Origin of the sequence: Arcticibacter sp., assembly GCF_045629565.1 — a bacterium.
Taxonomy (GTDB): domain Bacteria; phylum Bacteroidota; class Bacteroidia; order Sphingobacteriales; family Sphingobacteriaceae; genus Arcticibacter.
Map to the genome: position 1 here is coordinate 167,624 of NZ_JAZQRL010000111.1, position 26,251 is coordinate 193,874.

The 26,251-nt window shown below is 48.3% G+C and carries 22 protein-coding genes; 10 read left to right on the top strand and 12 right to left on the bottom strand.

Translation table 11 applies throughout. The features are described 5' to 3' along the window. Positions 1-122 precede the first annotated feature (122 nt). From ACKI5J_RS15575 to ACKI5J_RS15605, 7 genes are read left to right on the top strand one after another with little or no spacing between them, the layout of a single operon-like run. On the top strand, positions 123-1,406 hold the full coding sequence (locus ACKI5J_RS15575) for a glycosyltransferase family 4 protein (RefSeq protein ID WP_407430408.1): 1,284 nt from the start codon (positions 123-125) through the stop codon (positions 1,404-1,406). Beyond that, entirely contained in the window at positions 1,406-2,365 is a 960-nt protein-coding gene (locus ACKI5J_RS15580) for an NAD-dependent epimerase/dehydratase family protein (RefSeq protein ID WP_407430409.1), read from the top strand. Before ACKI5J_RS15575 ends, ACKI5J_RS15580 begins: the two co-directional genes overlap by 1 nt. Next, on the top strand, positions 2,362-3,465 hold the full coding sequence (locus tag ACKI5J_RS15585; RefSeq protein WP_407430410.1) for a glycosyltransferase family 4 protein: 1,104 nt from the start codon (positions 2,362-2,364) through the stop codon (positions 3,463-3,465). The genes ACKI5J_RS15580 and ACKI5J_RS15585 overlap by 4 nt, the downstream gene beginning before the upstream one ends. After that, positions 3,462-4,493 (top strand): hypothetical protein, encoded by a 1,032-nt coding sequence (locus ACKI5J_RS15590; protein ID WP_407430411.1) that lies wholly within the window; start codon positions 3,462-3,464, stop codon positions 4,491-4,493. Before ACKI5J_RS15585 ends, ACKI5J_RS15590 begins: the two co-directional genes overlap by 4 nt. 6 nt (positions 4,494-4,499) lie before the next feature. After that, positions 4,500-5,093 (top strand): SIS domain-containing protein, encoded by a 594-nt coding sequence (locus ACKI5J_RS15595; RefSeq protein ID WP_407430412.1) that lies wholly within the window; start codon positions 4,500-4,502, stop codon positions 5,091-5,093. Next, positions 5,086-5,805, top strand: a complete 720-nt coding sequence (locus ACKI5J_RS15600) for a nucleotidyltransferase family protein (protein ID WP_407430413.1) — start codon at positions 5,086-5,088, stop codon at positions 5,803-5,805. The genes ACKI5J_RS15595 and ACKI5J_RS15600 overlap by 8 nt, the downstream gene beginning before the upstream one ends. Continuing rightward, a complete protein-coding gene (locus ACKI5J_RS15605; protein WP_407430414.1) occupies positions 5,805-6,323 on the top strand; it encodes a D-glycero-alpha-D-manno-heptose-1,7-bisphosphate 7-phosphatase in 519 nt (172 codons plus the stop codon). The genes ACKI5J_RS15600 and ACKI5J_RS15605 overlap by 1 nt, the downstream gene beginning before the upstream one ends. Here ACKI5J_RS15605 and ACKI5J_RS15610 read toward each other — a convergent pair. The 8 genes from ACKI5J_RS15610 to ACKI5J_RS15645 form a co-directional block, all read right to left on the bottom strand. Beyond that, positions 6,307-7,368, bottom strand: coding sequence for a PAS domain S-box protein (locus ACKI5J_RS15610; protein ID WP_407430415.1), 1,062 nt, complete (start codon positions 7,366-7,368; stop codon positions 6,307-6,309). The two genes, ACKI5J_RS15605 and ACKI5J_RS15610, sit on opposite strands and share 17 nt — an antisense overlap. A gap of 106 nt (positions 7,369-7,474) precedes the next feature. Further along, on the bottom strand, positions 7,475-9,193 hold the full coding sequence (locus ACKI5J_RS15615) for a PAS domain S-box protein (RefSeq protein ID WP_407430416.1): 1,719 nt from the start codon (positions 9,191-9,193) through the stop codon (positions 7,475-7,477). A gap of 60 nt (positions 9,194-9,253) precedes the next feature. Then, on the bottom strand, positions 9,254-10,459 hold the full coding sequence (locus tag ACKI5J_RS15620; protein WP_407430417.1) for an ATP-binding protein: 1,206 nt from the start codon (positions 10,457-10,459) through the stop codon (positions 9,254-9,256). Position 10,460: 1 nt separating this feature from the next. Then, the gene (locus tag ACKI5J_RS15625) at positions 10,461-11,471 is read right to left on the bottom strand and encodes an ATP-binding protein (protein ID WP_407430418.1); all 1,011 of its coding nucleotides are present in this window, start codon (positions 11,469-11,471) and stop codon (positions 10,461-10,463) included. Further along, positions 11,464-11,877, bottom strand: a complete 414-nt coding sequence (locus ACKI5J_RS15630; protein ID WP_407430419.1) for an anti-sigma regulatory factor — start codon at positions 11,875-11,877, stop codon at positions 11,464-11,466. The genes ACKI5J_RS15625 and ACKI5J_RS15630 overlap by 8 nt, the downstream gene beginning before the upstream one ends. Then, a complete protein-coding gene (locus ACKI5J_RS15635; RefSeq protein ID WP_407430420.1) occupies positions 11,858-12,268 on the bottom strand; it encodes an STAS domain-containing protein in 411 nt (136 codons plus the stop codon). Before ACKI5J_RS15635 ends, ACKI5J_RS15630 begins: the two co-directional genes overlap by 20 nt. Before the next feature lie 9 nt (positions 12,269-12,277). Beyond that, positions 12,278-13,129, bottom strand: a complete 852-nt coding sequence (locus tag ACKI5J_RS15640) for an STAS domain-containing protein (protein ID WP_407430421.1) — start codon at positions 13,127-13,129, stop codon at positions 12,278-12,280. Between the two features lie 223 nt (positions 13,130-13,352). Beyond that, the gene (locus tag ACKI5J_RS15645; RefSeq protein WP_407430422.1) at positions 13,353-13,817 is read right to left on the bottom strand and encodes a BLUF domain-containing protein; all 465 of its coding nucleotides are present in this window, start codon (positions 13,815-13,817) and stop codon (positions 13,353-13,355) included. Positions 13,818-14,175: 358 nt separating this feature from the next. Between ACKI5J_RS15645 and ACKI5J_RS15650 the strand changes: the two genes are divergently transcribed. The 3 genes from ACKI5J_RS15650 to ACKI5J_RS15660 are packed head-to-tail and all read left to right on the top strand — an operon-like array spanning position 14,176 to position 20,540. Next, the gene (locus tag ACKI5J_RS15650) at positions 14,176-17,403 is read left to right on the top strand and encodes a SusC/RagA family TonB-linked outer membrane protein (protein WP_407430423.1); all 3,228 of its coding nucleotides are present in this window, start codon (positions 14,176-14,178) and stop codon (positions 17,401-17,403) included. A gap of 12 nt (positions 17,404-17,415) precedes the next feature. Continuing rightward, entirely contained in the window at positions 17,416-18,984 is a 1,569-nt protein-coding gene (locus tag ACKI5J_RS15655; protein WP_407430424.1) for a SusD/RagB family nutrient-binding outer membrane lipoprotein, read from the top strand. A 17-nt stretch (positions 18,985-19,001) separates the two neighbouring features. Continuing rightward, complete coding sequence (locus ACKI5J_RS15660; RefSeq protein ID WP_407430425.1) at positions 19,002-20,540, top strand: DUF5689 domain-containing protein; 1,539 nt, start codon at positions 19,002-19,004, stop codon at positions 20,538-20,540. A gap of 128 nt (positions 20,541-20,668) precedes the next feature. Here the strand turns inward: ACKI5J_RS15660 and ACKI5J_RS15665 are convergent, their stop codons facing one another. The 4 genes from ACKI5J_RS15665 to ACKI5J_RS15680 all read right to left on the bottom strand — a co-directional run bounded on the left by ACKI5J_RS15665 (position 20,669) and on the right by ACKI5J_RS15680 (position 25,834). After that, positions 20,669-20,929: a hypothetical protein gene (locus ACKI5J_RS15665; RefSeq protein ID WP_407430426.1), complete on the bottom strand. Its 261-nt coding sequence runs from the start codon at positions 20,927-20,929 to the stop codon at positions 20,669-20,671. A 45-nt stretch (positions 20,930-20,974) separates the two neighbouring features. Continuing rightward, complete coding sequence (locus ACKI5J_RS15670; RefSeq protein WP_407430427.1) at positions 20,975-21,622, bottom strand: RNA polymerase sigma-70 factor; 648 nt, start codon at positions 21,620-21,622, stop codon at positions 20,975-20,977. Positions 21,623-21,674: 52 nt separating this feature from the next. After that, positions 21,675-24,566: a glycosyl hydrolase 115 family protein gene (locus ACKI5J_RS15675; RefSeq protein WP_407430428.1), complete on the bottom strand. Its 2,892-nt coding sequence runs from the start codon at positions 24,564-24,566 to the stop codon at positions 21,675-21,677. A gap of 89 nt (positions 24,567-24,655) precedes the next feature. After that, complete coding sequence (locus ACKI5J_RS15680; RefSeq protein WP_407430429.1) at positions 24,656-25,834, bottom strand: helix-turn-helix domain-containing protein; 1,179 nt, start codon at positions 25,832-25,834, stop codon at positions 24,656-24,658. Between the last annotated feature and the right edge of the window lie 417 nt (positions 25,835-26,251).

Genomic DNA, 26,251 nt, shown 5'->3' on the forward strand with positions numbered 1-26,251 from the left:
TAATTCTTTACACACAGTTATACAAGCTCTCCGGATTCGCTCTCAGAAAACATAAGTGTCTTAATTTTACCTCTCTATGTAATGACATATAGTATATCTCAATTACACATATAGCACAGTTTATGAAAGTTCTTTGGTTAACGCATACCGCTTCAGGCGCAAGTAAGGCTTTGAATGTAGACGATCCCGGCCGTGGCTGGATTGGCTCACTGGAAGCGCATGTCAAGAAGATCGCGAACGTCGACCTGGCCATTGCTTTCTTCAACAATCAGCCTGAGTTTAAGTTTGCGCTGGATAATGTTACTTACTACCCCATCCCCTTTAAGTACACCTCCCTGAGGGGTAAGATCGTGCAGCGTCTGTTCTCCAATCTGTACGATTCCAACGTCGAGGCACTTAAAAAAGTAATCGCTGACTTCCAGCCTGACGTCATTCACCTGTTCGGCACCGAATCAGGAATCGGTGAAGTGGTAAAATTCACCAAAATACCCGTGGTGGTACACCTGCAAGGACTTGTAAACCCTTATCTGTACTCCTGGCTACCCAAGGGTGTTTCCCAACGTGACATCTGGAAGCACTCCTCCCTGCGGGCCGTGTTGCTCAGAAGAGGAACCTATTTCGAATATAAGCTCTTTCAAAAGCGCGCCGTTCGGGAACAGGAAATGATCAGGTATGCCAAATATTACTTTGGAAGAACAGAATGGGACAGAAATTTCATCAAGTTGCATCAGCCCGAATGCGTATATATTCATTGTGAGGAAGTACTGCGGCCGGTTTTTTATCGCAGTGCATGGACCGCGCCTCAAAAAGGGCTCTTTAAAATGGTCACCATCATTAATCCCCAAATCTATAAAGGAATAGAGATCATTCTGGAAACAGCCTCTATTTTAAAGCGGATAAGCGGTCTGGCTTTTCAGTGGTCTGTTATCGGCCTTGCACCCGATAACGAGATCGTTAAGCTGATAGAAGGCATTACTCGCAAGAAGTTCAGCGACAATCATGTGTCCTTTAAAGGATCCAAAGTAGAAGACGCATTACTGGAAGAGATATCCACGGCTAATGTATTCGTACATCCTTCACATATTGATAACAGTCCCAACAGCATCTGCGAGGCTATGCTGCTGGGCATGCCGGTGATAGCGGGCTACGTCGGCGGGATCCCATCGCTGATCAGCGACAAGGTGAATGGCATCCTCTACAATTCCAATGACCCGTATGATCTCGCCGGCAAGATCATAAACCTGCAAGAACAGCCAGCCCTCCTGGAAAAGCTCGGCTCTGAAGCACGGAAAGTCGGCATGAAGAGACATGATGTAGAAACAATCGTATCCACGGTATTTGCCACTTACCAATCCATGATCGAAAACGAAACACCTGTATCCAGGGATTTTATAAAACAAGTATAATGCAAAAAACTATTGTTATCACAGGCGGATCGGGCTTTGTTGGTTCCAACCTTATCAGGAAGCTGAACACTCAGGGCCAGTCCAATATCATTATCATAGACAATTACGACGAGCGCAAGTTTCTAAACATCAAGGATTGTCAGTTTCTTGACTATATCACCTATAAAAAGGGACTTCCCCATATCGAAGAAGCATTGAGCAAACACAAAGTCGGTGCTATTCTGCATATCGGCGCCAATGCAGACGTGCTCGTGAAAGATGCGGAGGTCATGTTTAATGCCAATTACGAGCACAGCAAGTTCTATCTGGATTACTGTACCGAAAGAAATATCCCCCTGATTTATGCCTCCAGTTCAGCCGTTTACGGTAATTCAAATAACTGCATCATCGACAACAATTTTGAGCATCCCCATAACGTCTATTCCTGGTCAAAGTGGATGTTCGACAAGTATGTGCTGGCCAACATGCATGCATTCGAAAACCGGGTGATCGGACTCAGGTTCTTCAACATCTTCGGCATGGGCGAGTTCCACAAAGACAAAAATGCAAGCCTGCCACACCGTTTCTATTCCTTTATACGCGATAAGGGCTTTATAGACCTGTTCGACAAAGAAATCCAGCGAGACTATGTATGGGTGGAAGATGTATGTGATGTTATTGTGGAAATACTGAATGACAGCTCTATCGGGAATGGAATTTATAATCTTGGAAGCGGAAACCCGATCTCACACCGCGACATGGCCGAACTGGTCGTTGAAGAATGTGTCAAACGCAACGTCAGTACAGCAGACAGCAGCAGCCTGATCAAATCCATACCGATGCCCGAAGAGCTGGTAGACAGCTTCCAGTTCCACACCAAAGCAGAAGAACTGCCCGACATCGTCAGCAAGCATACTTCCGGGAACAAAGAAAAGGTCCGCAAATATATCAACCAACTCATTGATCGAAATACAGCATGATGAAGGTATACTATCTATCCAGCTCGGCCTTCGCAGACAATCAGATCAATCTGCTGCATCATTTTCCCAAAGAGATATCCGTCACCTACAACGTGATTATTCCTGTAAAGAATTCCAACTATTCAGAAGCGGAGATCAGCGCCTACTGCCGGGAGAAGGGCATAGACTTTATTCCTACCCGGCTGAAATACCGGTTCAGAGACCCCCGGCTGCTCATCACCTATTACGGCATCCTCGAAAACATCCGCCGGGTAGATCCAGACGTGATCTTCGTAGCTAACTTCGACCAGATCTATCTCAATGCGATCCTGCTGGCACTCGATAAGAAGAAGACAGTGATTGCCATGCACGATGTTGTCAACCACAGCCATACGGCCTTTGACAAGCTCACTACAATCGGAAAGAAACTGCTGATCGGCAAGTTCGACACCTTCCTTACTTATTCGGCTCCCCAGGCAAGCATCCTCCGAAGCAAATACGGAAAAAAGAAGGTTTACTCCATTCCCTTGCCGCTGATCGGCTTCGGCGATATGCCGGTGGTCGAGAAAGCCGTCGGTAAGAAAACATTCCTGTTCTTCGGCTTTATCCTGCACTATAAGGGTCTCGACCTCCTGTTGCATGCGATAAACAAGCTTGCGGAAAAGCGTCAGGATTTCCAGCTGATCATTGCCGGCAGGAGCTCCGAATGGCAAGAGAAGTATGCGCCGCTTATACAACACCCTGAGCTCGTATCAGCCCATATCGGCTTCATCGAAAACCACGATATCCCCGCCTACTTTGCGCAGGCCGACTATCTGGTACTACCCTATCGCGACACCACACAAAGCGGTCCCCTTATGATCGCCTACAACTATAATATCCCGGTGCTTGCCAGCAATGCAGAAGGCTTCCACGAATTTTTTCAAAACGGAACGACCGGCTATATGTTCGACCTCGCCAGAGAAACCGACCTGGTACGGGTGCTCGACGAGGCGATCGACCGCCCCGAAGAAGAGTACCTGGAACTCAAGCAAAAGCTTGCCAGCCATACTGAAGATAATTTCGCGATCAGTAAGCTCGTGACAGCCTATACAGACATGTTTAAAAACACAACATCATGATTATACGTTCCAGAGCACCACTCAGATTAGGCCTCGCAGGAGGAGGCACCGACGTCAGCCCCTACAGTGATATGTTCGGTGGAGCCATTCTGAACGCCACCATCAACAAGTTCGCTTATGCCACCCTGATGCCTTTGGACATCCCACAGATCGTCATCAAATGCCACGACATCAACGAGCATCGCGTTTTTAACAATGTCGACGAATTCGACATGAAGGATTCAAAACTCCGCCTGATCCAGGGCATTCATAACCGTATCCGCAGGGAGTTCAACATCACCAAGCCGATGTTCTATCAACTGGAGACATATGTTGATGCCCCTCCCGGATCCGGACTGGGCTCATCCTCTACGCTGGTCGTAGCCATAGTGGCGGCCTTCGCCGAATGGCTCGGCCTCCCTCTAGGAGAATACGATCTCGCCCAGCTTGCCTATAGCATCGAGCGGGAAGATCTCGGCCTTTCAGGAGGCAAGCAGGACCAGTACGCAGCAACGTTCGGGGGCTTCAACTTTATGGAGTTCTATGCAGACCGCGTGGTCGTCAACCCCCTTCGCATCAAACAGGAATACATCCATGAGCTGGAGTTCTCCCTGATCCAGTACTATACCGGCACCTCCCGTCTCTCATCCCGCATCATCGACGCACAGGTGAAGAACGTAGCAGACCATTCAACAAAATCCATAGATGGCATGCACTCCCTGAAGAGTCTGGCCTACAACATGAAAGAAGCTCTTTTACGCGGAAAGCTAAACCAGATCGGAAACCTCCTCAATGACGGTTGGCAGTCCAAGAAAGAAACAGCCGATGAAATCAGTAACCCCATGATCGATGAGATCTATGAAAATGCCGTCCGGAACGGTGCCCTCGGCGGAAAAATGTCCGGAGCAGGCGGTGGCGGATACATGATGTTTTACGTGAAGAACTGTTACGTATACCATATTACCAACGTTTTGAAAGAATACGGCGGACTCGTAGAACGCGTCAGCTTCTACGACAAAGGCGTACTCACCTGGAAAACAAACGAATAAACGAACATGCCAGACACATTAATTACGCAAAGAATAAGCGAAAGCATCGCGGTGAAGACCGCCATCGCCAGAGATCCGGAGCTTATCCGCACGATCAGCGAAGTTTCTGAACACCTAATCCATACCTTCGAAGCAGAGGGAAAAGTCCTGTTCTGCGGGAACGGTGGCAGTGCAGCCGACGCGCAGCACCTGGCAGCCGAGTTCTCCGGAAGGTTCTATTTTGACAGGGATCCGCTGTTCGCCGAAGCACTACACGTCAACTCATCTTACGTAACCGCCGTAGCAAACGACTATTCCTATGATGAGATCTACGCCCGACTGATCAAAGCTAAAGGAAGGCAAGGTGACATCCTGATCGGAATTTCCACTTCCGGAAATTCAGAAAACATCATTCGTGCGTTCCGTGAGGCGAGAACAAGAGGGATGCTTACCATCGCGCTAACCGGCGAGACAGGCGGCAAAATGAAAGGCGAGGCCGACATATTGCTCAATGTACCCTCTGGCGATACCCCAAGAATCCAGGAAGCACATATTCTCATCGGACATATTATTTGCGAAATTGTAGAAGCAAACCTGTTTAAAGCGCAACAGCATGACTAAAGAAGCCATCATCCTTGCAGGCGGACTGGGGACACGACTGCAATCAGTAGTAAAAGACGTGCCCAAGCCCATGGCCGAAGTAGCCGGAAGGCCCTTTCTTGATTATATCATGTACTTCCTCGCGAAAAACAACATCACAAAAGCCGTGCTCGCTGTTGGCCATAAATATGAAATCATTCAGGAACATCTTGATAAGGAAGAAAACCGTTACGGGATGGAGATTTCCTACAGTATAGAGAAAGAATTGCTTGGAACGGGCGGAGCCATCTGTCAGGCGTTCAGCCAGATCACGGGCGACAAAGCATTTATCATAAACGGCGACACCTATTTCGACATGTCGTTAAGCGATCTCGATCGCTTTGCTGATGCCCATCATGCTGACCTGGCCTTCGCCCTTAAGGAAACCACAGACTCGCAGCGCTATGGAAACGTCGTCTGCTCATCCGACAGCAAAATACTGTCGTTTACCGAGAAAGGCGAAACAGCAGAGACCACCATCCGTATAAACGGCGGCATCTACCTCATGCAAAAATCACTTTTAGCACGGTATCCTATGCCCGAAAGGTTTTCTATAGAACAAGATTTCTTTCAGAGCAAAACACCCGATTTGAATGCCTACGGCAAAACCTATCCAGGGACGTTTATTGATATCGGGATACCTCAGGACTTCCTTAAGGCACAGAAACTTCTTCAAAGCATACTACCTTCGTGATGTACGACACTCTATTTCTCGACCGGGACGGCGTTCTAAACCGGAAGATCGACGATGGCTATGTGCTGCGCCCTCAGGATATCGAGATTTTACCTGGCATTCCTCCATTTTTAAAATGGGCGCATCAGACATTCCGCCAAATTATAGTTGTCACCAATCAACGCTGCATAGGTCGCGGGATGATAGAATTGGCAGATATAGAGCGCATCAATCAGGCTATCAACGCCAAAACGGGTAATTTCATCAGCAGCTTTTTCGTCTGCCCCCATCTTGACGAGGATAACTGCAGCTGCCGTAAGCCAAAAAACGGCTTGTTTCTTGCTGCTGCAGTGCGCTACGGTATTGATTTCAAGAAGTCGTGGATGATAGGAGATTCCGAAACAGACCTCATACCGGCAAAAGAACTCATGATGAGTACGCTTTTCATTTCCGGAAGGGCCAGTACTTTTGCGGATATAACGCTTCATTCAACTGCAGATCTGCTCGCCGCTTTCAGTACGATCAATCAAACCAAATAATAAAAGTTGCACCTTCCCCGGGCTTGCTCTCCAGCTGAATACGCCCGCCCAGAGACGTCACATGATGATGAACCAGATATAACCCAATCCCTTTACTATCGTGATGATGATGAAACTTCTGATGAAGACCAAAGACCCGGTCCTTGACCAGGCTCATATCAAAACCCTGACCTGCATCTGAAAAAACCAGCTGCTTTACACCTTCTTCCATACGCGTCTGAACGAATATTCTCGGCGCAGAGCCGTTCCTGGCATATTTAATGGAATTGGTCAAAAGATTCAGGAAAATACTCTCCATATATAACCTGTTGAAACGAACGCAACGAAAAGCACTGAAGTCCGTGCGGACCTCCGCATGTGTATGTTCGATAAGAGAAGCCAGCGATCCCGTCACTGCCTGAAAACACTCATTCAGGTCCAGCTCCTCCTGAGAAATATTCAATACATCCTTCTGCCCCAGCATCTCCACGTAAGTATCCAGGGTACTCCTCAGGTTGTCAGTAGCGAGTTTGAGCATATCAATAAACTTGCGTGTCTCCGGATCCTCGATCTTCGAAATGTCTATCAAACTGAAAACCGCAAGGAGATTATTAACCGGCGCGCGGAGATCATGAGAAGTAGCATAGGTCAGCTGCTTAAGATCATCTACACTTTTGGTCATCTTGGTCAGCAGCTGATTTCTATCATCGTCCAGCTTTCTCTGGTGCGAAACATCTTTGGCAATCCCCAGATACACCTGCGCGCTTTCAATCGGAATCGCCGTCCAGGAGAACCAGCGTATATCGCCCGCTTTCGTCAGATACCGGTTCTCGAAATTAGTCAGCGTCAGATTAAGTTTCATTTTTGCGAAAGCAGCATGTGTCCGCGGCCGGTCTTCCGGATAGAGTAAATCCCGCGTGCGTTTACCAACAAGTTCATCAACAGAATATCCCAGGGCCTGGGCAAAGGACTTATTTACCCTTATACAAACGCCGTCGCGCCCTACAATGCATATACCGTCCGGCGACAGCTCAAAAAATTGTTCGAGGTCAAATTCATTACCCATAACGCTGTTCTGTTAGAGTTGGAACACCAAGTTACAAATACCCCGGTCGATATATATACACATTATTTGCGCAGTAATTCCCAACAAATACCAAATATTTCACAAACTAAAGGTTATCAGTTTTCCCTATGATGTCCTGTATCACGTGATCAAGTTCTTCCACCGCCTCACTCATGAGCCCCAGCATGATTTTGACCTGTTCCTCATCTTTTTCATAATTGCAGATCAGATCAGAAAGTCCCTTTATCCTCATCAGTGGTGCCCTCACCATATGCGATTGTATGAAGGCAATTTCCCTTAGCCTTTTATTTTGTTCTTCTATAGCCCGGACATATTCTACACGGTCGGTAACATCTTGGGTATTGGTCACCAGACCTCCAACTGCCGGATCATCCGTCATATCGGTGATCACGGTCTCGATCCAACGGTATTCAGACCCATTTCTCATAAACCGAAAAGGTTCAATGTGCACTTGTTTCATGGTGTGCGAAACCTGAAGCATTCTTTCGATCCTGTCCTTATCTTCCGGATGCACAAACTCCAGAACGTTTCTGCCGACCCAAAAGCCGGGCTCAACACCCAGGGTAGCTTTGGAAGACGGACTCATATACTGGTAGTTCCCCTGCCGGTCAATAATCGAGATAACATCCGAACCATTCTGCACCAGCGCCTTAAACCGTTGCTCGCTCGCCTCAAGAGCCCTCTCAGCTGCCATACGCTCTGAAATATCCTTCAAATACACAGACAATCCATTCGGAGACGGAAAAATGGCAACCTCCAGCCATACCTGCAGTGCAACCGAATACTCTTCATAACGCACAGCGATCCGTTCATTGAAAACACGTTGCTGACTGGAATAAAACTTGGGGATCAAATCTGTAGAAAGCACATGCCAGAGGTTTTGACCAACCACCTGATCACTGTCTATGCCAAACAGACGTTCCGCTTCCAGGTTCCAGTATTCAATAACTGAATTCCGGTCAACCGCAAAGAAACCGTCGCGAATACTTTCTATAATACTGGACATTCGCTGATGATACAATTCAAGCTGCTTTTCCGCTATCCGTAGGTTTGAAATATTACGTGCGATAAATTGCACACCGATAATGTCGTGGTTTACCTTGATCGGCATCGTAGTAATACTGGCAACATAGGTATTGCCGGCCCTGCTGAGAATATTGGCTTCGAATTTCTGCAACTCCCCCTGGATAGATTTTTGGAAGAAGGCAAACACGCGCGAAAAATCCTGCCTGGCTATGAAAGGGATAAAAGAGCGTCGGAGAAGCTCTTCCTTTGAACATTCCGTCAGACTCAGCAAAGCCTTGTTAGCGCTCAAAAAGTTGCCGTTCAGATCGAGCGAACCCACCGCGTCAGGATAAGCTTCAATCAGGGGGTCCAGCGTTTTCTCTTCAGCCTCGGCAAGCACACTCCCGGTGACGTCAACAACATGCTGAAGAAGATAGCGCACCTCTCCCTCTTCATCCAGTAGTGGCGCTATCTCATAGCTCCAGAAACGCACCTCAGATCGCTCCCCGCTCCGGAGATCGAAACGTTGCAACGCGCAGCGCTGTTTCTTTTTCAGCAGCAAGGCCCGTTCCAGACAATCCCTCAGCACCCTTACACCCTTTATATTGTGTTCACCTCCGTCGACCATGAAGCCGTCAAATACGCTAGCTCCAATGATTTTAGAAGCATTAGTCAGCGTTATTTCACAAAATGCGGAGTTCGCGTCAACGATAGTAAAATGCGGCTTATCAGCCCACATGATTAGGTAAGCATTTGGAGATGCTTCTAAGAATGGTCTGATTTGATTGAGATCAAGCATAGCGTGTTAGCGCCCATAAAGTTACGTAAAACAAACTAAACCACAGGAAAGTGCAGAAAACTAGTCCGTATCCGTTGATAAACAAGGCAAAGTAAAATAAAATACCGAACCCTCTCCTTCCACACTTTCCACCCAGATCGCGCCGCCGTGATCGGTGACAATTTTCGAGGCGACATAAAGCCCCATACCCAGTCCCGAGTGCGAGTGCACCACGTCTTTGTCCCGGTAAAATTTATCAAAAACAGACTTAATGCTCTCTTCAGACATTCCGATACCCTTGTCTTGTATCGAAACCTGTAGAAAATCATCTGCCCTGCGTACACATCTCATCTTGATCGGCGTCCCTTCCGGTGAATACTTCGCGGCGTTGGTCAGTATATTGGAAACAACCTGCTCCAAACGCAGCCGGTCAACACTCACCCAGGAACTCTCACAGGTCTGCACAGATACCTCATTGGCCGGAAGAATATGCTGGATAACCTGCACCGCATCGCTGATAAACGAGTTGATCTCCAATACCTCCGGAGTATACTGCAGACTGCCGTTTTCCAGTTTCGACACGTCGAGCAGCTGCTGCACCAGCGCAAGCAGCTTAGATGTCTGAAAGTCGACCTTGCCGAGTATAGCCTTGAGCTCGTTGTTTTCCTTGCTGCTCATAGACTTCGCTATCTGCGTATACGCTTTGATAATCGTGATAGGCGTCTTAATCTCATGGCTGGCGATACTAATAAACTCCGTCTTCTTCTCGTCGATGATCTTCGAGCGACGCAGTTCCTCCTCCTGCTCCTCCGTAATCCTGTTCAGCGTGGAGTTCCGCACCTTGATCTCTTCGTAAGCATTCAAAGGTTCCGATTCCTGAAAATACTTCACCAGTATAGCGGTTTTAACTGCATCCAGCTTCAGTGAACGTGGTAAACCCATTCTGATCATGATCAGTTTATTTTTCGGCTGTTCCGTCAGGCTGAACTCCGGAATAAGCTTCTGGGCATAATAAAACCCGGTATCATAACTATTAATCGCGACGCCGCTGTCACAGGTAATCGTTGCCTTCAGTGAATAACGCCCGCCGTTGAGTTCCAGACTTATCTCCAGAATTCCCGTATCCGTATGCTCAATCACCGTACGTGAAATCTCCGATACAGCCGTTGCAAAGGTTGTCTGAGTCGCAATCGTCAAACCTAATTTGCCGGCAACCGCAATGGATTTCCTGTGGGCCAGCACAAGATCCATTTCATTTTCGAGCGATATGGTAACAAGTTTGATCATCCTATCTTATCTTCGCTAACACCACAGACATGTCGTCGGTTTTACGGGCATGATCCTTATAAAGAGCAGCGGCAAGTACTGCCTGATCATATTTATACATCTGCGGATACCGTGCCAGGTCAATACGGGTCTTAAGCCCGTCAGAACACAGCATGATCTGGTTGTACAATTCTGAAGGATATTCCTGGTCGCTCATCGTACCCGGAATATTATGCCCTACAATACCGTTATACGACATGTGGTTCTTAAAGCTGGCCGGACCGATCATACGGGCCGCAATATTACCAACCCCCGTAGAACACCAGGTCCTGTTCCTGAAATCAAATGCCGTAATATTGATTACCGCTCCCCTGGTTTTCTTTATAGCCTGATGAATAAAGCGGATGGTTGCCGTCGGGCTGTAATCAGGAAAGACCTTGAAAGCTGCCGCCGCCTCATTAACCGCCTTGTTCGCTTCCGGCCCGTGTCCCAACCCGTCAGCCAGCATCATCTTCATATACCGCTCCGTCTTTTTAACCACGAAGCCATCCCCGCTCACCTTTTCGCCGGGCTTTGAAACCACAATAGGGCGCAGCAACATTTTCATAGGAAGTTTCGCCTGCCCAGGGTCATTGTAAACCCTGCTCAAAACGATCGTTCCCCAGCCAATCTGCGAGTAAAGTTCAAAAGTATCCGAAAGGCGCTTAATACTGCCCAAACCATGACCCAGCGTATTACTGGTCGACACACCGTCAAGCACCATCTTCGAAGGATTAACCATACCAGGGCCGTTGTCAATACTGATCAGCTCGATATAGGGCGATCCCCCGTTATGGAAAATCCCCATCAGGATCTCACCGTCGTCACTGTACTTAAATAGATTGGAAGTCATTTCCGCTACGATCAGGTCAAGCAGGTTAATCCTTGCCTCACTAAAACCTGCCTCACCCGCTGCCCGATGAATCTCCTTTTTGATCAGAGAAAAGTAGCTCCTGTCATTCGCTATAAAACTAACATGTGTCGCATCAACCATTAGCCCACTTGATTATGGTCACCGTAGTGCCCTCGCCCACCGTACTTTTGATATTAAACTCATTAACCAGCCTTTTTGTGCCCGGCAATCCCAGCCCCAGGCTCTTCCCCGTAGAAAAACCGTCTTCCATCGCTTTGGCGATGTCTGGTATCCCCGGACCTTTGTCGGTAAATGTCAGGCGGATCCCATTCGTCCGGCCGCTTGACACCACTTCAATCGTACATTTACCGCCATTCGCATAGCGCATCATATTACGTAACAATTCACTCGCTGCCGTGATTAAACGTGTCTGGTTTACAAGGCCCATTTTTATTTTTACAGCGACCTCCTTCACGCGGTTTTTCGCGAAAACCACATCCGATTCCTTAATAACCTCGATCGTATCTTTACTCAGCGATAAGGTCATCGTCGGTCAGATCTTGATCCTCTTCTTCTTCTTCAAGATCGATCATTGATTTAAGCAATTCCATACCCTTTTCCACATTTAGGGCAGTATGCACACCCTTAAGTGGCAATCCCAGTTCGATCAGCGTAATAGCGACAGCAGGTTGCATACCCACTACAACGGTCTGAGCATCCAGGATTCTGGACATGCTGGCAATATTGCCAATGATGCGACCCATAAATGAATCCACTATGGAAACCGCAGAAATATCAATCAGTACACCTCTCGCCCTCGTCTTATCAACCATCTGGATCAGATCAGATTCCAGATTCAATGCCAGACGATCATACAGGTCAACCTGGATCGTAACCAGCAGAAAGGCTCCCATCCTCAGAATAGGAATTTTATCCATGGTAGTATGTTAAAAAGTAGTAGATCGCTGAACAGTATTTGATTTGCGGACTTCCAGACGCATGCTCTTGAAAGCATAAGCCAGTGCGCTCGCCAAAGAAGACTTCGTGATGATGCTCGAAAGATCGATCCCCAGGTGAACAACCGTTTGCGCGATTTCCGGACGGATCCCGCTGATGATGCACTCCGCACCCATCAGTCTCGTTGCACTAACGGTCTTGATCAGATGCTGCGCAACCAGTGAGTCTACAGCCGGAACACCCGAAATATCCAGAATAGCGATACTCGAACCCGTTTCCACAATCTCCTGCAGCAGGTTTTCCATCACAATCTGCGTACGGGCACTATCCAGCGTACCGATGATCGGCAATGCCAGGATCCCGTCCCAAACCCGGATCACCGGAGTGGAAATATCAGCGATCTCGTCCGTCTGGCGGAGGATCACCTCTTCACGCCCCTTGATGAAAGTCTCAAACGTTACAACGCTCAAATTATCCATCAGCCGGTTAATTTTCATGCTCTCTTCAAACAGCAGCTGTGGATTGCCGGATAGCTCTTCCTGAAGAACAGTCAGCAATGCCTCTTTCAAGGTAAATACAAAGTTACCCGTTTCACGCGGACTAAAGCCCTGACGTGCTCTGGTGATAGAAATACCGCCTAAAATCTCAATAACCGGGCTCCATTCGTCTGAATTCAGATCAGTTAAATCAGCCATCGACAGGTTACCAACCAACGCAGAAATCAGCTCTTCAGACTGGCTGCGCAATTCCTCGTTGGAGATAAGATCCTCACGCAGACTATCATCGGCTAATTGATTCTTCATCCATTGTTCCAGGATGGCCTTCTTCTTTGATTCTAGCAATTTGTGTGTATTATATGACATAGAGTGAATCCCAATTATCGCGGAAAGGTACTCAACCTAATTAACATTGAGAAATATTATTTTTACTCGCAAATATCCCAACTTCCGCCTTTTTTTCCGTCCCGTTTACCGACGCCCTGATTACCCATCTACACGATATAGTCAGCATTTTTATACTACAGAAAACACCCGTACAAGTCATGCCGAAGGCGAAAAATGTTTTTTATATTAATGCAGAAGCGTCTTTGTCCTGCTGTTCATCGTAGAAGCTTTTCAGAAATGTCAGCGCTACGTTAGAGTCCATAAACTCCTCGGTTATTTCACCCTCGCAGATTTCGAAAAACGGCAGCAGCTCCGGATGCTTATCCAGATCAATCTTCTCAAAACCCATCTCCCAGGTCTTAAAGTTGCGCTTGTTGATGGTTGATCTCTTCAGAACAACCAGTTGATGATGGCGCCCGTCCTGCCTGATCTTATCAAAGAGGCTTTCAATCAGAAATCTGGAGCCTTCCAGCACCTGCATAAAGCGGCCCTGCTTCAGCATTCCATATTTACCCTCCACATACACGAGCATTCCCGTGATCACCAACTCACGGTTCCGCGTACGAGCCTGCTTCAGTAAAACTCTCAGGTCCTCTTCCGTCATTAATGCAGAGGCAATGCTGCAGTAGATCAAATAATACAACATATTAGTTCAGCTTGTCGATTCTTAAAACAAATCCGTATCGCCCGACAAACGAAGACCTTCCTTAACGAGCCTGTCGAAATATCATAAATCCGGATGTAAATTTCCTTCAGTCGAAGAATTAAACAGCAATATAAGCTTTTCCGTTTGTTACCAGTACACATTCTCTTTGGCACCTGTATCTAAGGGCAAATTGAACTTGCCGGGCACCGGGAAACTTTTCTTCTCGCCGTTCTGGTTCCGCGATTCCCGGCAAATCCCGAAGCTTCAAAAAAACGCGTATTTCTTTAATAAAGCCTTAACATTTGGTTAAACCTAGAAATCAACCTTTGCGGCAAACGGAATATTAAAGCACACATCAATGATCAAAAATTTACATCTGAGAATCCGTATTGTCACCGCTCTGCTCTGCATTTCTCACCCCGGACTGTTGCTGGCCAGCCGACCACCTGTAATGGTGCAGGCGCAGCAAGAGGTTGTAGTGAAGGGAAGGGTTGTCGACGATAGTGACCATCAGGGTTTGCCAGCAGTCACTATCCTGGATACTGACAACAAATTTCTGGGAAGAACGGACAATAACGGCAATTTCAGCCTCACTGTTCCCGCAGGCACCCAACTCCAATTCAACATGATCGGTTACGCCCTCGTCCAAAGAACCGTAACCCGTAATGAAACCGATCTCAGCATTCGCCTGAAGGTAGACGCCAACGACCTGAACGAAGTAATCGTCACTGCCCTGGGCATCAAACGGGAAGAACGCTCACTGGGGTATGCAGCAACAAAACTCGACAGCAGCGACCTCACCGATGCAATAGCCAGCAACTGGACGGAAGCCCTATCAGGAAAAGTCGCCGGCCTGAACCTGGTCCGTAACAGCGGGCCCGCCGCCTCCAACAAGATCATCCTTCGCGGAGAGAACAACCTTACAGGCGACAATGAAGCACTGATCGTCATCGACGGAGTCGTAGCCAGCAGCAGCTCCAGGCGCAGCGCAGCCACCGGAGGTGGTGTTTACGGAACCTCAGGAGATATCATGCCAGCCGATTTCGGTAGCGGGCTGAACGATTTAAACCCGGATGAAATTGCCACTGTTTCCGTACTAAAAGGTCCGGCAGCATCCGCCCTGTACGGACAGAGAGGCGCCAACGGTGCCATTATCATTACCACCAAATCCGCAACCCTCAGAAAAAAGATGGGCATCAATATCGCCCTCAACAACACCTGGGAAGATATTAACCGCGGGCCAGACCGTCAACAGCAATTCGGCGCCGGAACATTCGGTAACTCCTACTTCTCCTACGGCACCAGTCCCGACGGTCCAAGCACCAACGCGACCAGTTCTACCTGGGGACCTGCGTTCACACCAAACGCCAAATTTTATCAGTTCGATCCGGTAACAAAAGCCCGGGGCGTTGAAAGAACACCATGGGTCGCTTACCAGGATCCGATCGACGCCTTTTTTATAACCGGATATGAGAGTTCCGTTTCCGCCAGTTTAGACGGCACCTACAAGAACGTAGGTCTCCGCCTTGCAGTGAATCACGGCGAAAACGAGTGGATCGTCCCTAATACCGGATTAGAAAGAACCAGCGTAGCCCTCAATGCCAATACAACTATCGCGAAAAAGCTAACCCTGAATTTAAAAGCGCAGTACAGCAACAGGCATAGCGACAATCTGCCCGCAACAGGTTATGGTAACCAATCCTTAATGTATTGGTTCATGTTTGCCCAACCCAACGTAAACGTCGATTGGTACAGAGATTACTGGGCACCCGGAAAGCAATACGAGCAGCTGCTCAACATCACCACCACCAATCCGGAAAGCCCTTACGCCATTTCAGAACAATACATCAATGCGCAGAGACGTAACGGCTGGTTAGGAAGCTTATCGGCAAACTATAATTTCAGCAAGTCGCTAAGCCTGATGATCCGCGGATCGGTAGATCTGAATGACGACATAAGAGAAACCCGGCGTCCCTGGGATGCCTCAGGAAACAAGTTCGCACAAGGATCCTTCCGTGTCGGCAACATCCGCTCCTACGAGGTCAACGCCGATTTCATGTTAAGATATAATAGAAAGCTGAGCGAAGACTTCCAGCTCAACGCCAGTGTCGGCGGAAGTCAGATGGCCAACCGTTACAATAAGCTGGAGACCAGGGCTGATGGTTTGAAGATCCCGAATGTGTACCGTCTCGACAACAACAACAGTCCCTTGGTAGCCGTAGTAGACACAGCCCGATACAATATCAACAGTGTTTATGGAATCGCCTCACTGAGTTATAAAGACTATGTGTACCTCGACCTAACCGCCCGTCAGGACTGGAACAGCACACTGGCCACCATTACCAGAACGGATAATGTTGGTTTCTTTTATCCCTCCGCAAGTTTAGCGTTTATTGCCTCCGACTACTGGAAACTGCCGTCACTGATCAGTTTCGCTAAATTGAGAGGATCAATTGCCCAGGTAGGAAGCGGCAGTACCATACCCTACCGGACAGAATACAGCTACTTCCTGGCCGCAGATGGTATTTATCCCGACAGTGCCCTATACAACACCAGGGTTCTTCCCAATTCCAATCTGAAGCCGCTCATCACCACAACCGTGGAGTTAGGCCTTGATCTGAGACTACTTAAAAACCGCCTGAACTTCGATGTAGCCGTGTATTCCGGTAATACCAAAAATCAGATCCTGAGCCGCATCGTCGATAAATCCTCCGGCTACAACGTACAGGTACTCAATATCGGGCGGGTAGACAATAAAGGTATTGAGCTGGCGGTGAACGGGACGCCTGTAAAAACGAAATCATTTACCTGGAACCTATACGGAACGCTCACCGCCAACAGAAATAAAATCAAAGAACTGGCAGACAGCTCACTTGTACTTCGCACCGGCGCACTGGGCGGCGGTCAGGTAGTAGCAAACGTAGGCGGCAGCATGGGCGACATGTATGGCAGAGGCTACCTTCGTGCTCCTGATGGTCAGATCGTTTACAACCCCAGTACCGGCGTAGCACTTGAAAACCCCGACCTGATCTACCTCGGAAACAGCTTACCAAAGTTCCGGTTCAGCCTCGGAACAGGTTTTACCTACAAACAACTCAGCATGAACGCGCTGTTCGACGCCCAGATCGGCGCCGTCGGACATTCCCTGACTTTCTCCAGAATGGCGTCGCTGGGTAAGCATATGGTGACTGTTCCCGGCCGCTATAACGGGGTTACCGGCGACGGCGTCCTTCAGAATGCCGACGGTACCTACCGCAAGAATGATGTGATCGCCACCGATATCGCAGCCTATTACGAGTCAATTTATGGAAGCGGACAGGCAGAGGGCAGCGTTTTCAGAACAGATTATCTGAAATTCAGAGAAGCCAATGTAACCTACTCATTCAAGAAGTCCTTCCTCGTAAAAATGGGTCTTGAGAAAGCAACGCTTGGCGTGTTTGGTCGTAACCTCTTTATCTGGTCAGCCTGGCCGGCATTCGATCCCGAATTCGGTACCCTTGCCGGGTCAGATATCGTTCAGGGTTTTGAAACAGGACAGCTGCCGTCCACCCGCACCTACGGAGTACGTTTAACTGTCGGCCTTTAATCATAGAAAATCATGAAAAATACCCCTATCATCGCCTATATGCTGCTGGCTATTGTCAGCCTGTCCACCCTCTCCTGTACAAAAGACTTCACCGAAATCAATACCGATCCGATCGGTCAAAGAACATCAGAGGCCCATCAGCTACTGGCTCCCGCTCTCGTCAATATCCTCAATACCAATATGAGGCGTAACTGGAACTTCAACAACCAGCTGATGCAGGTAACCGTTGAGCTCAGCGACTCTGAAGGCAGAGTATTCCGTTACGATATCCGAAGAGACGTAGCAGACTTCACATGGAACAACTGGTACGTTAACCTGACAGACTTGAAAGATATATACACAATTGCCAGTCAGCCGGAATCACTTAACAAATCCTACCAGGGAATTTCCCTGATAACGCAGGCATGGGTCTATTCGCTGCTGACCGACACGTACGGTGATGTGCCTTATTCTGAAGCCAACGCAGGCAGGGAAAACAACCTGCAGCCTGCATTCGACAAGCAAAAGGACATCTATGCCGATATGTTCGCCAAGCTTGAAGAAGCAAATCAGTTGCTAAAAGAAGGCACCCCGATCGTGGCCAGCAGCGATCCCGTATACCAGGGCGACATCTCAAAATGGAGGAGGTTCGGCAACTCCCTGTACCTGCGCCTCCTGCTGCGTATAGCAGGTAAAGCAGAAGTCGCGGCCGCCACCATCGCTAAAATAAAAGAGATGGTCGATACCCATCCTGCCGCCTACCCTGTTTTTGAAAATAACAGTCATACCGCCCGGATATTATGGAACGGAACCAACAGCAGTACAGCGGTCTACTCCTCGCCTTTCATGGTAAACATCCGCGCGGTCGATTTCAGGAACATGCCCATTGCCGATTTCTTCCTGGGCAAACTCGTCAACTGGGAAGATCCAAGGATCAATCCGGCTCTGGGGGTTGGCGGAGTACCACGATGGGGAATAGACAGAGGTCCCGACGGATGGGTAGGTGTTTCAAGCGGTTACTCCCCCGGTTCCGGGATAGTGATCCAGTCTCACTTTAATTCAGACGCGGAGAACCCCGCAAAACTCACCTTGCAGACAGATCCTGCCACCGGCATCATCATGAACAGTGCTGAGGTGGCCTTCATCCAGGCAGAAGCCGCAGCAAAAGGCTGGATCAGCGGTTCCCCGGAAACCTACTACTATAAAGGAATCGCAGACGCTATCCATTACTGGCTGCCCGACTACATCAGCAGCCCCAATGACCCCAACTTCATCAGATACATAAATGAGGCCGAGTTACTGTGGGATCCGAGCCTCCCTTTAGATGCCACCGGATTCGGCAGCAAAAGCCAGCTGGAGATGATCCATATCCAGAAATATTACGCCATGTTCCTGGTGGATCTGCAGCAATGGTTCGAGTACAGGCGCACAGGCCACCCCATATTACCCAAAGGACCAGGTCTGGTAAATGGCGGACAAATGCCCGCCAGGCTCAACTACCCGCTGATAACGCAGTCGACAAACCCCACCAGCTACAAAAATGCTGTAGAGGCGCAAGGAGCCGATAATATCAATACACTGGTTTGGTGGCAAAAACCCTAACAGGAAACATTACAGTCATGAAAAAGATCTTTATACAATATTTGCTCGCACCTATTGCCTTGCTAACGGTTTTAAGCGCTTGCGAACGCGACTCCGATTATGTCGTGAGTACGCCAAGTCCCTACGTGTCAAACCTGGATCTCCGAAAGCTATACCATGGAGCCGACGTTACCCTGACAAGAGAAGTTACCCGGCAGGCCTATATCCTGGCTGGACAGGTAACCTCCGATCATTCAGGCAAGAACCTCCCAGAGGGACTATTGTTCGTTCAGAATAACAGGAAAGTGAGTGCTTCCATCGATTCTCTCCGCGGTATAGCCATTCATATCGGCGCCGACGCCGCGAAATACGTTCCCGGCGATAGCGTACACATTCAGATAGAGGGCGGTGTTCTGAAACGCGTAAACGGTATTTTGCAGATAACAGGCCTGTCAGGCGCACAAGTAGAGAAAGTCGCCACAGGTATCACACCGTTCCTGACGCCCGTATCTGCCCTGACCATGCTGGCTAAACCAGAAAATTTCGAGGGACTGTTAGGTGTGGTCTATAACTCCAACTTCGAACCGAACATAGGCGTAGAAAGAATAGAGGGCGTAAAAGTATTCAATGAAGGCTCCGGCGACGTGGAGATGCATGTAAGCAGCACAGCCAGCTTCAAATCCGAGTTCCTGCCTTACTCAGCCAACATCATGGGTATTATCATCCCTTCGGCCACGACCGCCGTACCACAGGTATGGCCGCGTGTAAAGTCTGACTTCGTTGCCACCAGTATCGTGGTAGACCCTTCGGTTCCCCTGGGTCCTCATCCAGCCATCATCACCGGCTACTTTGCAGACCCCGATGGTACCGATGCGAACCATGAATACATTCAGCTCATGGCTACACAGGATCTCGACTTCAGAAGGACGCCATTCGCTGTTGTCACGACCAACAATGCCGGAGCCTCCACTCCTACGGGTCCTCCCACAGGCGGATGGGCCACAGGCGGTTTGCGCACCTATAAATTCAACATAACAAGAGGTACGGTATCAAAGGGAACATTCTTCTACGTGGGTGGATACAAGCTCATTGCGGGAGCAAATTCTACAGATATCAGCAAGGCCAACTGGGTAGTAAGTAAGCTCTACAGTAATGATGGAGGGGACGACGGCATTGGCGACAAAACAAGTAATTTACTGGCCAACAGCGGTAACGCAGCGGGGATGGCGGTCTTCGCAACAACAGCTGTTGACCTCAATACCGTTCCGTCAGACGTAGCATTTTATGCGGGTACCGGAAACGCTTTCGCCAGCGGAGCAGGATACGCCATCTGTGACAATGATTTTTACAGCAGATACCATGGCGATGTTTTCCAGCCGTTTTACAGGGAGGGCAGCAATACAGGTAAAGTGGCAGCCAATCCCGCCGCTGCGCAATTTACATTCCTCGGTGGAGAGTACGATGCAGCGGCAAAAAAATGGACAGTAAAGCGCGCCAGCAAAACAGTGGGCGTGCCTAAAACCTCCGATCTGAAGGTTGTTCAGGAAATGCCGGGAGCGACAAAGGTCGTTAACTAAACCGCCAGTCCTGAAAGGAAGCTATTCAGAACCATAAAGAAAAACCCACTCATAAAGCAATGTGAGTGGGTTTTCTTTTATGGCTTTCGCAATAAATCTCATTACTTACAGGCGAAGCAGCAAGCAGATCAAAACGCTTTTCGCTGTCGCGGCTTCAGCCCTGCTTCCGAAGCGTTCTGCTCCGAGATCCGCGTTTGGATCTTTGCGAACAAGGCATCATCATCCGCCCCCTCCGTAACATTGTCGCGCAGATAAAGCTGTAGCAGGGCGTACCTGTCGTTAAGTTTCTCGTCTTCCAGCAAAGAATGCAACTCCCTGGCCTCTTCTGGGCTAAGTGTTTCCGCAAATTCTTTCGCTAACAGTTCTGAAAACCGGTCCTGTGATATCATGCAAAAAATATGATGTATACAGACAGGATACCGGTAATGGAGAAATTACCTACAGGCAGACATCAAAAAACAAAGAAAAAAGACAGCTACTGCCGAAGCAATATTCCTGACGACCGCTTTAGAGGGGGTTTCTGGCCTGCCCTCCTGGTATTGAGCCAGGGCAGAGTTAAGCTTTTTCATCGCCCGGCAGATCTGAGCATGGACAGTCCGCACCGAAATGTTCAGCACTTCGGCAACTTCGGCACATTTCATGCCGTCCTCCTTCACCAGTTTGAAAGCCATCCTGCATTGCAGGGGAAGACTGGCGATAGCCTTGTCCAGAAGGGCAATAAGCTCCTTCTTCTCCAGGTCTTCGTCAGGGCGATAAACATCCACGAACACATCAAGGTCTTCGTTAATAGGCACCAGCTGCATAGAAGAGTTTTTCCGCCATTGCCTTAACGCCTTGTTTTTAATGCTGACCAGCATATACACCTCGGGTTTCTGCACATGCCCCAGGCGGGCACGGTTCTGCCATAGATCCACAAAAACATCCGAGACAATCTCCTCCGACGCTTCCCTATCACTGATGTACTGACCGCAGAATTTCAGAAACTTGCCGTTTAATAAATAGAACAGCTGCTTATAAGCATCAGCATCACCATGGAGCGTTACCCGCTTCCAGCAATCTGCTATATGATCATCTCTGTTCAATATATAAAGGTTTAGGCCTGTCGGTTAATATCAAAGATAAATATAGTACAAATTACCTGAGCACGGTTTCCTGCGTGTCGCTGTATGGCAGCTTCTTTTGATCCAGACTGATAAATATTTTGTCCAGAACAACTCCCGGGTCCATCATATAAATAGTCAGCTTATGTTTTCCTGATTTCAATTCCGGAATATGGACAGATTTCACCGCCTGGTTGGTAAGCACATTCCGCTTCCATTCATCCGTTCTTCCAACCGTTTTAAAATTGATTACCTCAAGAGGCCCGTCATCTACCTGCACCGCATACCTTACCTCATAATGATTATTTAAGGGAAATGTAGGAAGTGTATAAACATATACCGAAGCCGGCGACGTGCTGAAACTGTAAAACTCATATTCCACCAACGGATTTCGAAGAATAGCAGCCCGGCTGGTATCCACCGTAGCAGTAAATGGCCGTGATTCCAGCATTTTCCTTTCCGAGCCTATCCCCTCCGTAAGCTCCCAGGCCCTGTTGCCCGTGTTTCGCGACCGCGTAAAGCTCGAAGCGTGCATACTCACATAACCGTCGCTCCCGATAAAGCCTTTAAAATTCCTGAGCTCAGCGATATTCCGGTTGTCGACGGTAAGCTCCACAGCATATTCCGTCGCCTGGCTCTTCACCTTCAAAGTCCCGCTTACCGTTTTATCAGCAGGCACCTTTGACCAGTCAATTTCCACCCATATCCGATGCTGACTATGCCCGTCCGCGGAACTCAGCATCCCTTCCTTGTTACTCAGTTTAATCCAATCAGCAGAAGGAAGGATCTCGTACTTTACATCAGCCTCTTTAGTCAGGTAAACATCCAGAAAATACTTGCTGCCGCTATACCGGTTATAAGCCGGCAGCCTCAACAGCTGGTTAACACCCGCAGAAGGAGATGCCGATATATCGGCACCTTCCGGACTTACAGCAAATAATGGCGCGACATCGGCCACAGCCAGATCAAGTTCCGGGGGACTGAAAACCGGCAGATCCCTTGGCTTCATAGACATCATGCCGTTCCACTTGCCTTTAGCAAGCGTTTCATTATAATACCGGGTTTCTTTCACAATCTCATCATGACTGCTGTTCGCAAGCTTATAATAGTACCGAGCCGAAAGTCTCCCCTCCTTCGCGTAGAGGGCCGCTTTATCCCGGTACAGGTATTTTTTGTTCATCAGAGAAGCACCCGTCACCGGATACAAGACCAACTGATAGAAAGCATCCCTTTTAAACGGAGGAATATTCGGGGCTATGGCAGCCGCAGCCTTCTGCAGCCGATCATACCGGTCAATCCGGTTTTGCGCCTCGTCCCCGTAGCGAGTATGATGATATTCAGTAAAACCGACCGGAGTAACTGGCTCAACACCGCTCCAACCCATAAACTCCGGACGGCGTTCAAATGCCAATTGATAGTATTCCCATAAAACATCCGAAATAGCAGGAGCATTATCCTGACCGAAAACAGCCGAGGCCCACTCCTGAAGATGTTTCCTGGAATAATCCGACGAAGTAAACGGCTTAATATCATAAGCCATATCCAGGAATAACTCGATATTATATTCCAGCGGCTTAATATCGCCCACGTTCAAAACCCATACCTTGCGGGCGTTCATCTCATAGGCCTTGGTCATTTCCGTTCTTATCAGGGCCGGATGCGTAGAACTCAGCCACAAATAATCATGAGGCCTTCCCCAATACGAAGCATGATAATATACACCCGTACCACCGCTTCGCGAGCTCTCCTCCTCATTAGCCAGCCGGTGGATGTAGCCGTAGTTATCATCCGGCCAGATCAATGTAATATCCTCCGGAACCTTAAGTCCTTCCTCGTAGATATCCAGCACCTCCTTATAAACAGTCAAAGCCTGAGGAACCTTTGTAAGATCCCGGTTAACATGTTCCCCGATCAGGTTTCGCTGATCTTTCAGTATCGTTTCAATCAGGGGCACTGCCTCTTTCGTCGTCTTCACCCCCTCCATCTTGCCATCGTGGATACCCCGCATGCCCAGGGTAAACATCACATTATTCACAGCGCTTTCCTTAACGCGCGATTCCCAATAATTCAGCACCTCCGCCTTATTGGTGACATAGTTAAAATCACCACGTTTCTTGTCCCACTCATCCACATTATTCCTTAGCATCGGCTCCGCGTGCGAAGAGCCCACAACAATTTCATAATCCGCAGCCACCTGCTTGTTACCCGGATAATGATAGAACGCTTTCGTGCTCGGATGCATAGCCGGCCAGATCAGGTTCGCTTTCAGACGCAAAAGCAGTTCAAAAACCTTATCGTATGTTTTCGGTCCGATATCATTCGTTTCCGGTTCAAAAGTTTTAGCTGCCCAGGGTTGTAAACCCCAGTCCTCGTCATTGATAAATATCCCCCGGTACTGCACACCAGGCGCTTCAGACGTAAAATTATCTATATGGATCGATAATGACGCCTTCCTGACAGGTGCCACATCCGCCCACCAATACCAGGGAGACACGCCGATCTTTTCCGAAATCCCGAATACCCCGTAGGCCGTGCCACGGATATCGCTTCCCGCAATCACCAACGCATGATCTATCTTTTTATTCAGCTTCTTCACCACGCTGTAGGTATAGGTTTCCCACCGGCCATTGAGGTCCCCGGAGTATTTCCCGCTGATTCCCTTAATCAACGCAGAGCCTATCGTACCGATAACGATGACATTACCGGAAGCACCTGAAATATCGGTTGATACCCTTGGCAAATAGCCGGATACCCTTTCAATATCTTGTGCGAGCAGGTTAGCTACAATGGAATTCAGCTTTTTATCATCATTCGCATAGACAATCATGACCTTGGTTGATGGAGTGACCAGGTCGAAAGTAGCCGCATGAGCAGAACAGAAAAAGACGGAAAGGACAATAAAAGCCAGGGGTAATACTTTTCTCATTATAAGTGGTCTTACACACAGGATACCGAAAAGAGAAAAATTACCTACATGCAGAACCTAAAAAAATAGAACAATCTGATCCAGTGTATCTATTTACCTTCCAGACTTGCGGCATAGGCACCCGGACTCATATTCATCCGTTTCTTAAACGCCGTATAGAAAGCCGTTCGGGAGGAGAACCCGCTTTCCAGGGCAAGACCCTCCATAGACAAGCTCTTCCATTCAGATCCGGACCTCATACGCTCCTTTACATATGCTATGCGGTAATCATTGATAAAGTCGTTAAAATTTTGCCTGTAGTGATTATTGAGCAATCCCGACAGAATATAAGAAGGGAGGTCCAGTTCCGCAGAGAGGTCACTTAAAGTCAGGCGCTTCCTTAAAAAAGGCTTTTGCTCCGCCAGATACGCTTCCAGCTTCTCACAATATTCGGTTTTAGGCTGCACAACAACCTGCGGCTCTGATGGAGACTCAGGCAAGGAAGCCGATTCCGTCTCTTTCGATGTCTGAAAACCAGTACCGTAGAGCAGCTCAGGCCTGAACAGCATATAGTAGCTGATCACCACCAGGGAGATCATCATCAGCACAATGGTAAACTGGAAAGAGCGGGCCAGCACCGGAACCAGGGTCATCTCTTCCCGAAACACGCCGAACACCGTCATCGCCAGGTTACCCGCATACATGAACGTCTCAAAGAGGCTCAGCATCAAAATCCACTTCCAGTTGATCCCGGCAGAGAAGTGCTTTCTGGCGTAAATAATAAGACGCCATTGGAAAAACAGGTAAATGATGCTCTGTATACTGCGAAAATAGAAATGAGAAATAGCCGACAGGAAGCCCGCGCCTGTATCGAATACCAGAATTGGCGATTTCTGTACACGGACAATCTCCGCCATCTTCGCTTCGGCACTCATTCCGAAGTAATAACCGCTTATATCAATTAAAGCAAGAACAATGGGTATAAAATGCAGAAGATCCCGGTTCCTGTACCGGTCCGTTCCGTGCAAAGAAGAACGGATATAGAGATAAAAACAAGGAGGAACCAAATAATAAAGAGGGCAGCCGATGCGGTAAATAAAAGGATATTCAATCAGCTTTCCCGTATTGAGGATCAGGTAGGTTAGCCCATACCAAACAAGCGCTATAAATGCAATGCCCAGTAACTTTCGGGGTACAAATCCATTACTTTCCTTAAACAGTAGTACGAAAGAGACAATACTGACAAGAAAAAGAGCGGCTGCCAAAACCCAGTTATTAACATAGAGCATAAACGAAAGAAAAAGTACGGTGTAGTGCTTTAAAGATACTGCACTTTACGAAACTTCACGTTTTTATGTTTCAAATTTCACAATCCGGCACACATAGACGATGCATAAATGGCAAAAGAAGGAAGATTGCATAGTAAATTTGATCTCAATGAACGCACAACAATTCTCCGAACGTCCCCTGCTCCAATTACCCCAATGCCCTACATGTAAGTTAGAGACGAACTATCGCATACCCAGACCGGGCATTATAAAAGCGATGCTTCCCTGGGTGAAGGTGAAAAGATACTGGTGTCCGAAATGCAATAAGAAATTCTTCACAAGCGGTTCTTCGTGAAGAAAGATTTTACAAGCAAAGCGATGATAGTCCTGCCCCCATGGCAGGGCTTCTTTAACGCTGATTACCTGGCAGTGATATAA

Bases quoted from the DNA above. Each gene is read 5' to 3' on its own strand.
- ACKI5J_RS15575 (WP_407430408.1), top strand. From the start codon at position 123: ATGAAAGTTCTTTGGTTAACGCATACCGCTTCAGGCGCAAGTAAGGCT.
- ACKI5J_RS15580 (WP_407430409.1), top strand. From the start codon at position 1,406: ATGCAAAAAACTATTGTTATCACAGGCGGATCGGGCTTTGTTGGTTCC.
- ACKI5J_RS15585 (WP_407430410.1), top strand. From the start codon at position 2,362: ATGATGAAGGTATACTATCTATCCAGCTCGGCCTTCGCAGACAATCAG.
- ACKI5J_RS15590 (WP_407430411.1), top strand. From the start codon at position 3,462: ATGATTATACGTTCCAGAGCACCACTCAGATTAGGCCTCGCAGGAGGA.
- ACKI5J_RS15595 (WP_407430412.1), top strand. From the start codon at position 4,500: ATGCCAGACACATTAATTACGCAAAGAATAAGCGAAAGCATCGCGGTG.
- ACKI5J_RS15600 (WP_407430413.1), top strand. From the start codon at position 5,086: ATGACTAAAGAAGCCATCATCCTTGCAGGCGGACTGGGGACACGACTG.
- ACKI5J_RS15605 (WP_407430414.1), top strand. From the start codon at position 5,805: ATGTACGACACTCTATTTCTCGACCGGGACGGCGTTCTAAACCGGAAG.
- ACKI5J_RS15610 (WP_407430415.1), bottom strand. From the start codon at position 7,368: ATGGGTAATGAATTTGACCTCGAACAATTTTTTGAGCTGTCGCCGGAC.
- ACKI5J_RS15615 (WP_407430416.1), bottom strand. From the start codon at position 9,193: ATGCTTGATCTCAATCAAATCAGACCATTCTTAGAAGCATCTCCAAAT.
- ACKI5J_RS15620 (WP_407430417.1), bottom strand. From the start codon at position 10,459: ATGATCAAACTTGTTACCATATCGCTCGAAAATGAAATGGATCTTGTG.
- ACKI5J_RS15625 (WP_407430418.1), bottom strand. From the start codon at position 11,471: ATGGTTGATGCGACACATGTTAGTTTTATAGCGAATGACAGGAGCTAC.
- ACKI5J_RS15630 (WP_407430419.1), bottom strand. From the start codon at position 11,877: ATGACCTTATCGCTGAGTAAAGATACGATCGAGGTTATTAAGGAATCG.
- ACKI5J_RS15635 (WP_407430420.1), bottom strand. From the start codon at position 12,268: ATGGATAAAATTCCTATTCTGAGGATGGGAGCCTTTCTGCTGGTTACG.
- ACKI5J_RS15645 (WP_407430422.1), bottom strand. From the start codon at position 13,817: ATGTTGTATTATTTGATCTACTGCAGCATTGCCTCTGCATTAATGACG.
- ACKI5J_RS15650 (WP_407430423.1), top strand. From the start codon at position 14,176: ATGATCAAAAATTTACATCTGAGAATCCGTATTGTCACCGCTCTGCTC.
- ACKI5J_RS15655 (WP_407430424.1), top strand. From the start codon at position 17,416: ATGAAAAATACCCCTATCATCGCCTATATGCTGCTGGCTATTGTCAGC.
- ACKI5J_RS15660 (WP_407430425.1), top strand. From the start codon at position 19,002: ATGAAAAAGATCTTTATACAATATTTGCTCGCACCTATTGCCTTGCTA.
- ACKI5J_RS15665 (WP_407430426.1), bottom strand. From the start codon at position 20,929: ATGATATCACAGGACCGGTTTTCAGAACTGTTAGCGAAAGAATTTGCG.
- ACKI5J_RS15675 (WP_407430428.1), bottom strand. From the start codon at position 24,566: ATGAGAAAAGTATTACCCCTGGCTTTTATTGTCCTTTCCGTCTTTTTC.
- ACKI5J_RS15680 (WP_407430429.1), bottom strand. From the start codon at position 25,834: ATGCTCTATGTTAATAACTGGGTTTTGGCAGCCGCTCTTTTTCTTGTC.